The sequence below is a fragment of the Coraliomargarita algicola genome (genome assembly GCF_033878955.1).
Taxonomy (GTDB): domain Bacteria; phylum Verrucomicrobiota; class Verrucomicrobiia; order Opitutales; family Coraliomargaritaceae; genus Thalassobacterium; species Thalassobacterium algicola.
This window is the reverse complement of record NZ_CP138858.1, coordinates 4600681-4613397: the sequence shown is the minus strand read 5'-3', so window position 1 is coordinate 4613397 and position 12717 is coordinate 4600681. Positions and strand designations below refer to the sequence as shown.

Annotated in this window: 9 protein-coding genes; 2 read left to right on the top strand and 7 right to left on the bottom strand. The window is 48.0% G+C overall.

Annotated elements, in window-relative coordinates:
- Positions 1-93 precede the first annotated feature (93 nt).
- From panD to SH580_RS19035, 5 genes are all read right to left on the bottom strand, one after another.
- On the bottom strand, positions 94-483 hold the full coding sequence (panD, locus tag SH580_RS19055; protein ID WP_319832398.1) for an aspartate 1-decarboxylase: 390 nt from the start codon (positions 481-483) through the stop codon (positions 94-96).
- Between the two features lie 153 nt (positions 484-636).
- Entirely contained in the window at positions 637-1752 is a 1116-nt protein-coding gene (locus tag SH580_RS19050) for an ATP-binding response regulator (RefSeq protein WP_319832397.1), read from the bottom strand.
- 68 nt (positions 1753-1820) lie between these two features.
- Positions 1821-3245, bottom strand: a complete 1425-nt coding sequence (locus tag SH580_RS19045) for a hypothetical protein (protein WP_319832396.1) — start codon at positions 3243-3245, stop codon at positions 1821-1823.
- Complete coding sequence (locus SH580_RS19040) at positions 3242-5404, bottom strand: ATP-binding protein (RefSeq protein WP_319832395.1); 2163 nt, start codon at positions 5402-5404, stop codon at positions 3242-3244. The genes SH580_RS19045 and SH580_RS19040 overlap by 4 nt, the downstream gene beginning before the upstream one ends.
- A complete protein-coding gene (locus tag SH580_RS19035) occupies positions 5401-7083 on the bottom strand; it encodes a methyltransferase domain-containing protein (protein ID WP_319832394.1) in 1683 nt (560 codons plus the stop codon). The genes SH580_RS19040 and SH580_RS19035 overlap by 4 nt, the downstream gene beginning before the upstream one ends.
- Positions 7084-7257: 174 nt before the next feature.
- On the opposite strand from SH580_RS19035, the gene SH580_RS19030 reads away from it, so the two are divergent.
- Positions 7258-9279, top strand: coding sequence for an ATP-binding protein (locus tag SH580_RS19030; protein ID WP_319832393.1), 2022 nt, complete (start codon positions 7258-7260; stop codon positions 9277-9279).
- A gap of 4 nt (positions 9280-9283) precedes the next feature.
- Positions 9284-10492 carry an OmpP1/FadL family transporter gene (locus SH580_RS19025; RefSeq protein WP_319832392.1) on the top strand — a complete coding sequence of 403 codons (1209 nt, stop codon included), beginning with the start codon at positions 9284-9286 and terminating at the stop codon, positions 10490-10492.
- A gap of 12 nt (positions 10493-10504) precedes the next feature.
- Here the strand turns inward: SH580_RS19025 and pheA are convergent, their stop codons facing one another.
- Together pheA and scpB are read right to left on the bottom strand one after the other, a co-directional pair.
- Positions 10505-11806 (bottom strand): prephenate dehydratase, encoded by a 1302-nt coding sequence (gene pheA, locus SH580_RS19020; RefSeq protein ID WP_319832391.1) that lies wholly within the window; start codon positions 11804-11806, stop codon positions 10505-10507.
- On the bottom strand, positions 11806-12648 hold the full coding sequence (gene scpB, locus SH580_RS19015; RefSeq protein ID WP_319832390.1) for an SMC-Scp complex subunit ScpB: 843 nt from the start codon (positions 12646-12648) through the stop codon (positions 11806-11808). The genes pheA and scpB overlap by 1 nt, the downstream gene beginning before the upstream one ends.
- Between the last annotated feature and the right edge of the window lie 69 nt (positions 12649-12717).

Below are 12717 nucleotides of genomic sequence, written 5' to 3'. Positions count from 1 at the left end.
GACAGGGCGACCCACACCCTGGCATACCCTCTCTATAATCCGACAGCCGGAAGCGTCGGAAAAAAAATACTCTTACACCGACCAACTCGCCTACTACGCGTAGACGCCATCTGCCACGAGCACATTATCGGCACGCACGACACGCTTATTACCATCGGCGAGCACGAGCACTTTAGGCTTCCACGTTTTTGCCTCAGCTTCTTCAAATTGAGCAAAAGACATAATAACCAGCAAATCTCCTAATTGTCCCTTGTGAGCAGCAGCACCATTTAAGGAAATCGTGTGCGATCCCTTGGGCGCCTCAATGGCGTAAGTTTCCAGGCGCTCACCATTTGCGATATTGGCCACCAGAATTTTCTCGTAAGGAACCAGGCCGATTTGCTCCATAAGCGCGGAATCAATTGCGAGGCTCCCCTCGTAGTGAAGGGCGCGGTCGGTTACTTCTGCACGGAGCAGCTTGGACTTTAATAGCGTGACTTGCATGGATATAATCTGTTGGCGATTGCTCGAAATGTCAAAAAGCCGCGCAGATTGGTACATTTGCAAACACTTTACAATTTCATTTTTTGAGTCGAAATCGACTCGCAGCCAGTTGCGACCACAACCAGCAAAATACAGACCTATCTTGATATAATCTTAAGTAAAGTTAGTATCGACGATGCAATCAAAGGTGAAAGTGGAGCCTTTCCCCCGCTCACTTTCGACACGAATCGTGCCGCCTAAACGGTCCGCGATACTCTTACACAGAGATAAACCAAGACCCAAGCCCTCATGTGAACGACGAACAGAAGAGTCGCCCTGAGTAAAGGCATCGAATATTTTTCCATGCTCTAATAGTTCTGGCTGTATCCCCTCCCCAGTGTCCGCGACCACAAAGGTCAACCTGGCCTGATCCCCTGCCAGCGGATCATAGCGAACAGAAACGGCAACATGTCCCTCAGTCGTAAATTTAAAGGCATTTAATAATAGCTTGCGCACCACGATACGGATCTCTTGCTCGGCACCGCTGACCAACTCTAGTAAATCATCGGGAATATTAGAGATGACCTGCAGTGATTCAGGAACTTCAGACTCCGCGATCAGCTTCAGCACCAAAGTTGCCGGATTAAAGGCCCCGCGCGAAATATCACTCTCAGTCATCGACATTTTGGCATAGGTCAAGATGTCTTGCACGTGCTCAAAATACTTAACACCACAGGCACGAATCGTAGCTACATAATCGCTCTGCTCCTCATCCAGTTGAGTGCCTTCAAGTAACTCCAAGAAGCCGAGAATACCATGCATGGGCGTATTGAGCTCGTGACTGACTATTTCCAAAAAATTATTCTTAGCCGCATTCACATCCTCACGAATCACAGTCTCTTGCTTCGACTTAAAAAAGTAGTTTCGAAAACACTCTTCTACCACTGTTTGAATGTGATCGAGATCGAAAGGCTTTTTCAAATATTCGGATGCTCCGAGACTAATCGCCTGACGCGCAGTCTCCAAAGTCTCATAAGCCGTGAGCACGACCACTTCCGTATGCGGATCGATCCGCTTGACCTCACGCAGAACATCAATCCCACTCACCCCTCGCATGCGTATGTCAGTAACCACTACATGAAAAGATCGATCACGCGAAAACTCGATCGCCTCCTCACCTGATGTCGCGATAGTCACATCATAATCATCCCCAAAAATCATATTCAAAGACTGACGTGGCCCTTCTTCGTCATCAACGACCAGTAAGCGCTTAATGGTATTCTCTGACACAGGGGCTAGCATGGTGTTTATCAAATCGTCTTGAATTTGTATTAATACGCCGCAGAGAGGCGAAAAGCTCAAGCAAAATCAAACTGCAAGAGCAAGGCATCCCGAATCACATCTGCATCAAATGGTTTCTGAAAAACCATCGAATCCGCGCTCAGACCAAATTTAGAGCGCACCATGGTAGGCTGCAAATGTGATATATAAAATACTCGAAATCCAGCTCCAGCGACTGCACTTGCCTCTTCAAGCCACTTCAACCCGTCATGAGCAAAGGTATCCACATCTAGAAAGATACCATCGAATTGCCCCCTCTCGATCAAAGAAACACAGTCTCTGACAGCATCGATTGACTCGAAGGAACACAGCTCACTGGAAATCAAATCCAGAGCTTCAATCACAGCTGGATACGGATCAAAAACCAACAAAGACGGACGTAGTAGCTGATCTAGTCTCTGAAAGTCCGCACGCGCAGCACGAATTAAAGACTGAGCTGGCGCCTCGTCGAGATGATCGACCTGTGAAACGAGCGCTCCAACTACGGCACTTTGCTTCAGTTGACCTGCAAGCCCCTTCTTCAATAAATAGCGCACACTACGGAGACTTTTATCAGCAAAAATGCAGGCACAGGAGTATGCATCCAAGGAAGCTAGACTCACAGGATCTAACTGCAAGGAACCGGCTGAAGCTTTCAAGATCCGTAGTAACTTACCAGCTTCAGAGCGATCTTCGAGCACTGCGATTGTCAAAGCTTGCCCCCGGGACTCAGCACGAAACACAGAACGCTCAATCTGCAACATTAGCTTCTCGCGCTGAGCGCTCATGTCATGAAGTACAAATGCCGTAAATGATAAACCTGCCTCCACCTCTAGGCGTCGCCCCTCCGTATAAACCAGTCGTCCTTCCACCTCTAAATGCAGGCGTAAGTTTCCTTGAGACTTGAAGCTTTCATCTGCAAGTGCACGCTGCATGAGTTCTGTCCCGACAGCTCCCAGCAATCGGCTAGCCAATTTATTTTCAACGATTAAGTCTCCCTGCCCACTGAAGCAAATAACACCAAGAGGTAGCTGATTGATCAGATATTGAAAAATGCGTGCTTTATCCTGACTCTCACGATGCATTTTAGCATTAGCATAGGCGAGTGAAACGAATTCGCTGATGGCTCCCATCCACATAAGATCTTCTGCATCAAAAGGGCGTCCCTGCTCATTCCCCAGAAACCGAATATAGCCGGTATCATGCCCTGCGCTAAGCGGGACCACTAAACTATCCATCTCGAAATGCTCTCCGACCTCCGAGTCCTGCATCGAAGCGAGGTCGGCATCAAGATCCAAGAATCCGGCATAACCACTATCCTCCTGGACAACTCGCGCCAGAGCCTGGCGAAAGCCATCAAAATCATTAAACTCGCTCAATGCCTCCGCAAATCGGCGAAATGGAACCAAACCCTGAGGTGAGACAGGCGGACAGTCGGCAATCTGTATAGTGTTTTCGATCATACTTTGCTAAATATTTTTTTAACAGGGAGCGAGACTGTAAATAAGGTTCCCTTACCTAAATCCGAATTGACAATAATAACACCGCCATGCCGTTCAATAATTTTAGTCACAATGGCCAAGCCTAAACCGGTCCCCCGGGTTTTCGAACGTTCGCCCGTATCTCGCGAAGTGACAAATGGTTCAAAGATCAACTTCTGTAAATGTTGAGGAATTCCAGGGCCATCATCTTTTACATCTACGATAAGCCATTGGTGCACATTGTCGCTATCTCGCCCAGATTTCATATCGGTGGAAATTGTAATGTGCCCCACTTCGGCACGCTCCTCCCACTCGGAAATTGCGTTGATAGAGTTCTCGATCAAATTACTAAACACTTGTACCAATTGATCTTGATCCCCCAACAGACAAGGCAACTGAGCATGATGCTGACAGGTCACCTCGATTCGACTAACACGCAAACTCGGCTCCACAATAGACAACGACTCTTTCAATACATCACTGAGATCAACAGCCTTAAATGAACCGTCAGTATTTCGGGCAAAAGCCGATACACCTTCAACAACAGAGATCACTCGTTTCACATCGCGCTGCACGGTTGCGCTAAACGCCTCATCAAGTCTCAATGACCCAGATTTCTTTTTTAACAATGAAGCCAGAACTTTGATGGAAACTAAAGGATTACGCAATTCATGAGAGAGTCCAGCAGCCATCGTTCCCAATGAAACCAACTTCTCGACTTGATTGGAACCACGCTCAATCTCACGCATCTTAATTGATAATCCCAATTGAGAACAAATATTTTCAAGCAGGATACAATCCACATCAGCAAGCACCGTACGATGCTTGCCTTTTCCGAGAATTAAGAAACCAAAACACTCCAAACGTCCCAACACAGGGACAACTATATCCTCAGGAAAAATAATCCTGCGCTCAATCGCCCCACTAAAATAAGCATCCCGGAACTGCTCAGATGACACAACAGCCTCTTCTACATGAAAGGATTTTTTATGCGAATTAAAAGCATCTAACAAAAAATGAATTCGCTCAGGTGCAATACGCGCACACCAGCGACGTTCTCCCTGCGAGCCTCGACAAACAAAATCGAAATCATGAACGGAACGGGTGTAAAGCGCGACATCTGAAATCGACAGCACCTCCGAGACTCGTTTCACGACATAAGCAAACTGCTCACTCAGATCCCCTTCTAACTGAATTTGATCTGAAAGATCCCTCAACTCGACTCGATATGCAAATCGCTTGGCTAAGAAACGATCATGAAGAAAGTTATTAAACAAATCATTCACATAGGGGCCCAATGCCAGCAAGAAGATCGACAATAAGGTAAAAATCACCCACCAAAATAATAAATTATCAGGATAAAATTCATCGTAGATCGAATCCATCAAAGTGACCAATCCAAACGAAGCGACTCCGGAAAATAGAATCGCGATCACGACTAAACCAAACACCCGAAACGACATCTCACTGAAGTCCAAGGTCCGGAATTTAAGCATCGAATATCCCAGCCCCAAAATGTAAAAAATAACTGCGGCATGTCCAAAAGGTGCGATCGGTATATTCAACCAGAGAAAGAAGTTAGTCGTGCCTCCAAGAAAACCAATCACCGTCCCGATGGTGATATAGCGCAACTGGTTCTTCTTATCGATATCAGATCTATAATATTCCGAAAAAAGCAACCTAGCCCCGAATATCACCATAAAAGTATAGCCACCAATGTATGGAAGAAACATACTCCCAGGCACCGGCCAATACTCGAACCCTCCCCGTGGTTCCAGGCCAACGACGACAAAGTCTGAGAAATTAAAACATAAAAGTATAATCCCAACGACATACCCCGCGACGACATGCATCTGCAACGAGTTCCGTCCTGTCAGATTTACCGCAAAATGAAAATAAGCATAGGGAACCATAATGGACCCAGCGACCAATACATGCACCCAAAATAAGGCAGTCGTATAGTCACTCGACAACAACCACAGCATGTGCCCGAGCGACCACACAAAGATAGAAAAACTAAAGGAACAAAAAGCCAAATTTCGCCCGCTAAACGAAAGGTTCCCCTTCGCCAATACGGCGACAAAGAAAAACAGCGACAACAACGAAATCAAAAACGAACTAACGACTAAGTACGCGATCATTTGATAGATGACACCAAATTTGCCTGCTCACCAAACGACCGAAAAACATGCGCTTTCTGGAATCCACCCTGTCGCATAATTTCGACCAACTCATCTTCGCTGTAAAAAATATAATGTCCCTCGTCTTCTTTCAGCTGAAGAACTCCAGCAGCACTCAAAAGGTTACGCGCCGACTCAACTGCCTCTTCACTATCCGCCTCCCCCAAAAAGCCCTTGTAGATAAGTGAGAGATCACAGTAGGGCTTCATGCTGGAGAGAATGATACGTCCTCCCGGTTTCAACACACGATACAACTCTCTGACTAAAAACACCGGATCTTTCAGATACGAAATCAACAAGCTACAACAGATACAATCAACAGACTGATCGGCAAGCGGCAAGAGTTTCTCCTGACTGGCATCAATACGATCAAGATCGAAACGATAGTACATCATGTTCAAATTACGCAGTACCTGCTCACCGCCCTCATTGGCAATCGCCGAATGCCTCCTAGCAGCCTCAGAAAGCCCTTTCCCAGTCAAATCGAGTCCGAAGTACGTGGCAGGAATCTTCCAACTCATCGCAGATTGTGCGATCAGATCACGCAAACACCAAGCGCCAAACATACCATTACCACAGCCACAATCCAAGTAGACTGCACCTTCACGAGGACTGCCTAAACAATCACCTATAAGCTTCAAATAATCCTTATAAGCACCGACAGACTCTAACATTTTGTATTTATCGAGATAGCTGTGCCAGAAATCGGCTTCCGACTCGCGCTTGGGAGCCACTGCTCGCAAACGATTACGCTCAATTTTATTCTGTTTGAAAACTTCGCGCTTATTGGGCTCAGCAATTCCCTCCAGCTCTTTCTCTTCAGGAAAACGGCCATGTTTTGCAACAAATACAGCCGCGGAAATAGTCTTCAAGGCTGCCTGCGGGTTCTCCATCATCTCATGCATCACCCCTTTCACTTCGCGAATCTTCACCCGATTCGCACCTGCGGCCAATCGCTTCAATTTCTCAAAATCGACCCAAGCGTCTTTCTCCGCGGCAAACATATAGATATCACACTGGGCATGCAGGAAATCAGCACGTGTACCCACGCTATCGTGCATATCTTCATCCACACTGGTTTTTAAAAACTGATCGATATTAACATCATGCCCGAGGATGTCGCCAACCCCCTGTTTGCCCCCATCCATGTAGATATCGATGATATCTTTTTGGCAGATCAACGTAATCGTTTCCCTAAAATCGACGATGCCCACTAAACAAATCAAGCGCTCGATGCGAGAATCTAACTTCGCGGCACGGATCGCACAGCGAGCCGACATACTGTTTGCCTGTAAAATCACCTTCGAAGCACCATATTGTGTTTCTAAATAATCAATCGCGGCAAGAATGTCCGCAACCGCTCCAGGCAGTGTATAGTCAACAATCTCGCCTTCACTTTCACCTATATGATTGGTATGATCAAAACGTAACACCCGCAGGCCATTTTGCGCAAAAACGTAGGCCATCTGTAGATTATTCTTTTTAGACTGCCCATATTTCGGAGCCATCACCACAAATGGTGCATCCGGACTCACAACTGTCGACTCGTCAATAAAGCCCAACATCTTCTTACCGCTGCGAGATGGAAAAACGACGACTTTACTTTGAATAGTCGAGTGATCAGTAACACTTGTAGTCATCTAATGAATAAGCTCAAAATTAGATCCACATCAGACTCCTAGGAACCTCCAGATACAATTAAAAAATAAGCCCAATCGCAGATTGTAAAATAATAGCACCTAATACAAACTAGACAATTTAGTTGCACAGCACCTAAAAATCGACGTATTTTTCTATAATCTACTGATCATTCTGTGAGTCATTTTCTATTCATTAGAAACGAACCTTCGATCCCTAATAGTTTACGGGAGGTTTTTACGTCTCCAGAAAACAGAATAATACTACGGCAAACCGCACTCGAAGCAAAGTCATCATTAGCGCGAGGTGCCTTTGATGCCGTCTTAGTTTACGCCGAAGCTTCGGAACTAGAGCTTAAACGCACATTATGTGAAATCCGTGATTGTGTAGCGGAAATATACATCGTGGTTCTAACACCGGACTATGACCTAAGTCTCGAAAATGCAGCATTTGAGAACGGAGCCGATCTTTATTTCGCAGAACCCATACCGACAAAGACACTCCATCGTTTACTGGTTAATCAGCAGAATAATTATCCACAGAGCGACTTTAATGGACAAGAGTGGCATAACCGCCCCACTCAAAGATCGACGGCCAATAGTAATACGACATCTACCCTCAATGTATTGCGAGACCTCTCTCACATACTAAGTTTTAGCCTCGATTATAAAGCCTTCACCCAACACTTCATTTTAAAGTTACGCGAACACATCAGCTTTAGTCGAATCGGAATTTTCCTGGAAAGTTCCGCCAAACAGTCGCTGGTCAAAAACAAGCAGTCCAAGCATCTAACTTGCATCGCCGCGCTAGGCTTGCCCTCCGACTTAGTGGACTGCTTTCAACTGAGTCGAGCAGTCGGCATTGGCCGCGAGCTGTCAGAATACCCTCGTATTCTTCACAAAGAAAGCTCCACCCGCTCGCAATTTCCACATGCCAGCAGCACGACCAATAAAGAATTCTCAATATTAGGCTGCCATTTGGCAATCCCGATCACAGACCGGGAAGAGATAATAGGTCTAGCCGTGCTAAATGGACCAGTGACTGGGCGAGAATACTCCGAAGATGAATTAGAATTGCTATACTTGCTAATGGAAGAACTTGGACTCGCCATTCGCAATAGCCGTCTACACAGCGAACTCGCACAGCATGGGCGATTAATCGAAAATGTCATGCATTCAATGTCGAGCGGCGCCATTGTTTTTAGCGAAAACCTAGAAATCCTCTACATCAACGATGCTGCCAAACGCTTCCTCAACATCAGCCATCAGAACCCCGACCGCAGCGTCGAGTTTGCAGAACTCCCCTCGAAACTGGCGATGCCTGTCCATCGCGCCGTTGAAAAAGGTGAACTACTAGAACCCTTCAAAATCACTGGATCAAAGCCAGACGATGTCTATCAAGTTTCCATCTTCCCGTTTACTCAAAAGGGCGAGCTCATGCTACTACCGAGACCAACCATGGTGCTAATGGAAGATTTCACAAAGATCGAAGCCAGCAAACGGACGGCTCAGGCAAGCTCTAAAACTGAAATTATAAGTCTAATTGCCGAGCGTTTTGCCCACGAAATTCGTAATTCACTCGTACCACTCTCCACTCACGCCCAGCTGATTGATAAAAAGATCAACCAACCAAAATTCCAAGCATCCCTCAAATCGGCAATGCTCAAAGAAACAGCCAGAATTAAACGATTCAGCGAGCAAATGCTATATCTGGCGCAAGCCTGTAATTCCGGCAGCACTGAACTTCAACTCCGCGAAGTCATCCTTAACGCCTTCGAACGCGCGCGTATCCATCTCGGCAATACTCAAGCCAAGCTAGAGATCGCCGACTTACCAGATAACACCTCAATCGACGCCACCCCTGAAGCCCTCACGCATGCGTTTGAGGAAATATTCTTAAATTCAATGCAGTCCGAACCCGGCGAGCAAATCATCCAGGTGCAAACTCGCCGCAGCAATGAAGGTATACTCTGTATCCGCATACGCGACGGAGGCCCCGGACTGCCCGAAGACGTCATTGCAAAAGCAACCGAACCATTCTACACTACACGCCATACTGGCGTGGGACTCGGTCTATCCGTAGCCCACAAAGTTATCACCGAACACAACGGCTACTTACACCTAAATCGTCGCTCGCAAGAACGCGATTGGGACATCGAAATCGAACTTCCCTCACTACTACTAGCCCCGACCCAATAAACATATGAAAAAACTGCAACATCCACTCATCCCCATTGGATTATCCTTACTTGCCTGTGGCTCGATCGAAGCCGCAGCGACTCGAATCGCATTTGTCGACGCCTTTGCCACTGCACGCGGCAACGCGTTTACAGCCACAGCCGACAACCCATCCGCAGTTTTTTATAACGCAGCTGGCCTGACGCAACTCGAAGGCACTCAAATCCAAGGCAACGTCTTTGCCATATCCCTCGGATATGAATACTCAGGAGCCACCGGCAGCGACGATATGGACGACACCTATCAGCCTGTCCCCAGCGCATTCATCTCACATACATTCAAAGACGCCCCCTTCGCGCTAGGCTTCGGCATGTATGCCCCTTTCGCCCTAGGAACAGACTGGGGAGGAGATGATACGAGATTTCAACTCGCCGGCCAAACCGTTCCGTACGAAGCAGACCTACAATACATCAAATACCATGCAGTCATCGCATGGCAAATCTCAGACAGTCTCTCGCTTGCCGGCGGGCTCTCTTTCGACGATACCACTGTCGACATCAAAACAAACGCCCTTCAATTCGATGGAGACGATCAAACTATGGGCTACTCCCTCTCCATATTGTGGCAACCTTCAGTTAAACACAGCTTTGGTCTCAATTATCAGGCCAAAACAGATGTGACCTACCAAGGTAAAGCATCCGGACCCGCAATCACCTTACTGACTGGAGGCGCAACCAATCGCGCCAATACAAAAGCCGATTTAGTATACCCAGAATCCATTGTATTCGGTTATTCCTATCGCCCCAACGAGCACTGGAATCTGGAATTCAACCTAGATTGGACCAACTGGGATCATGTCGATGAACTGATCATGGATATCGATGGCAACTTAGGGCCAAGCCCCACGTACACCTTAAACTGGAAATCCACCTTCATATGCGAATTAGGATTCACCCGTTACCTGGACAACGGCTGGCATGTCAGCGGAGGCTACACCTTCGTTGAAAACGCAGTGCCCGACACTTACTTCCTACCAATTGTCCCCGACACAGATCGCCACTTCTTAGCCGTTGGCGTCGGTCGTAGCTACGACCACATAAGCTGGCAGATCACCTACCAACAGGCCTTCGCCAGTGAGCGCACAGTTTCCGGCAATCAAACTTCGGATACAATCGACGGCGGCTACGACCTAGATAGTCAAGCGGTCGCCGTGTCATTCAAGTATTCGTTTTAGCTCCGAACTGATTTACATCGTAGCAGCCGGAGTTACGTTTGGGTAGCTCCCTAGCCACTTCACAAGGGGGCAATGCCCCTCTAAATCGGCCAGCGCGGCTTGCACATTCGCGTCTTCATAGTGCCCCACTAAATCGATAAAGAAGTAATAGTCCCAAGCCTTCTTACGACTCGGGCGCGATTCGATTTTGCTCAAGTTAATGCCGCGACTGGCAAAAGCGCGCAGTGTTTTCTCCAGTGCCCCACACTCGTCACGCAAGGAAATCACCAAACTGGTCTTATCGCGGCCGTCTCCTAAAGGTTTGGCTCGCGTCTTCCCCACCACAAGAAAACGGGTGACATTGTCATCGCGGTCTTGTATGCCGCGCACCTGGATCGGCACATCGTAGCGCTGTGCCGACAGCGCACTCGCCACCGCCGCGACGCCCTCGCTCGCTTTGGCAGTGCAGACGGCCTCCGCGGTACTGACGACATCGACGAGTTCTGCGTTCGGGATATTTCGGCGCAACCAATCTCGACATTGCCCCAGCGCTTGATCCTTAGAACGCACTTCTCGTATCGCCTCCAATGGCGATTGCGATATCAAGCAATGCTCAATCGGCAGATATACCTGCGAGCAAATGTGGAGATCGGACTCAACCAACATGTCCATCGAGTGAAAGACGGCCCCTTCAGTCGAATTCTCAATCGGAACCACGCCATAATCAGCCGCGCCGGATTCGACCTCTGCAAAAACATCTGGAATGGTCTTAATCGGACGATACTCTAGGCTCACACCAAAATTACAGATTGCGGCTTGATGTGTATACGTCGCCTCGGGCCCGAGATAAGCAATCACCAGTCTTTTCTCCAGCGCAATCGAGCCAGAAATCACCTCGCGATAGATTAATTGCAAAGTCTGGTTCTGAATCGGCCCGGGATTGAGCGCACACACTTTGGCCATCACTTGGGCTTCGCGGGTGGGGTCATAGTAATCAGCCCCATTCGCGTGTTTTATTTTCCCAATCTCTCCCGCATGCTTCACTCGCTGGCTCAACAATTCCACAATCTTCAAATCCAGCGCATCGACCCGCGCAGGTTCTGTTGCCTGTGCTGCGGGATCCAGACCAGCAAGCATCATCGCACGATAGATCGCCTGCAGCGTCGCATCCGACAGTGGGCCGGGATTCAACCTGGCCACTTTAGCGAGCACGGTCGCCTCATCCGCCCCCCCATCGGTCAGCACACGCTGATTTAACAACTCCACCACTTGGCGGTCGATAGCATCAATCGCATCGCGATTACGCAGTAGTTTCACGTTGATATCTTCAGACATTATAAAGGTGTATTCTCATTAGATTCGGGTTCGGGAGCGGCATCACTTTCAACATTCTCCCGCTGCCAGTCGACTTCGACAAATTTCTCATCGAGTGCCAGCTCATCGGGCTTCGGCTCCTTCGACAGTCCAACATCCTCGTCAGAGATCTCCTCTGGCTCCTCTTCGCTGCGGCGCATCCATTCATCTATCTGATGATTGCTCAACACATCCGATGCTGGCAACTCATCCAGCTCTTTGATTCCGGTAAATTCTAAAAACTTATCGGTCGTGCCATATTGGATCGGTCGACCAGGCAGTTCAGCGCGCCCCGTCACGATGACCAATTCTAATTCAATTAACTTATGCAGGGCACTATCCACCGAGACTCCACGAATGGCTTCCATTTCAGCCCGTGTCACTGGTTGGCGGTAGGCGACGATCGACAGCGTTTCCAGTGCAGCGGGGCTCAATTTCATTGGACGAGGTGCGCCACGCAAGAGACGCACAAACTCGGCAAATTGTGGCGCAGTGACCATTTGGTAACCATTGGGCCCTTCGACCACACGATAGGCACGATTCTGCGCTTGCGCCTCTTCGGTCAGCTGCTCCAAAGCCTCGCGTATCTGAGCTTGCGTGACCAGACTAGGAATCTCTATCGCAATGTCATCTTCGTCCTCCTCCCCTTTGATTGCCTCCTGCGCCTCACTCAACTCTTGATGATAACGAGCGAATACCTTAACCACATCCTTGAGCAGGATCGGTTCAGCAGTCGAAAGCAACAAAGCCTCTAAAGTCTTTTTCAGGTCAAAATCCATATTATGGCGACAACTAGATTCGATAATATCGTCGGTTAAAAGCAAAAAGGGTATTGTCGTTTGCCCCGCTATTCATTGAATTCTCCGCTTTTCTGCAACGAGAAACACTTTTCA

Bases quoted from the DNA above. Each gene is read 5' to 3' on its own strand.
- SH580_RS19025 (WP_319832392.1), top strand. From the start codon at position 9,284: ATGAAAAAACTGCAACATCCACTCATCCCCATTGGATTATCCTTACTT.
- panD (WP_319832398.1), bottom strand. From the start codon at position 483: ATGCAAGTCACGCTATTAAAGTCCAAGCTGCTCCGTGCAGAAGTAACC.
- SH580_RS19040 (WP_319832395.1), bottom strand. From the start codon at position 5,404: ATGATCGCGTACTTAGTCGTTAGTTCGTTTTTGATTTCGTTGTTGTCG.
- SH580_RS19035 (WP_319832394.1), bottom strand. From the start codon at position 7,083: ATGACTACAAGTGTTACTGATCACTCGACTATTCAAAGTAAAGTCGTC.
- SH580_RS19045 (WP_319832396.1), bottom strand. From the start codon at position 3,245: ATGATCGAAAACACTATACAGATTGCCGACTGTCCGCCTGTCTCACCT.
- pheA (WP_319832391.1), bottom strand. From the start codon at position 11,806: ATGTCTGAAGATATCAACGTGAAACTACTGCGTAATCGCGATGCGATT.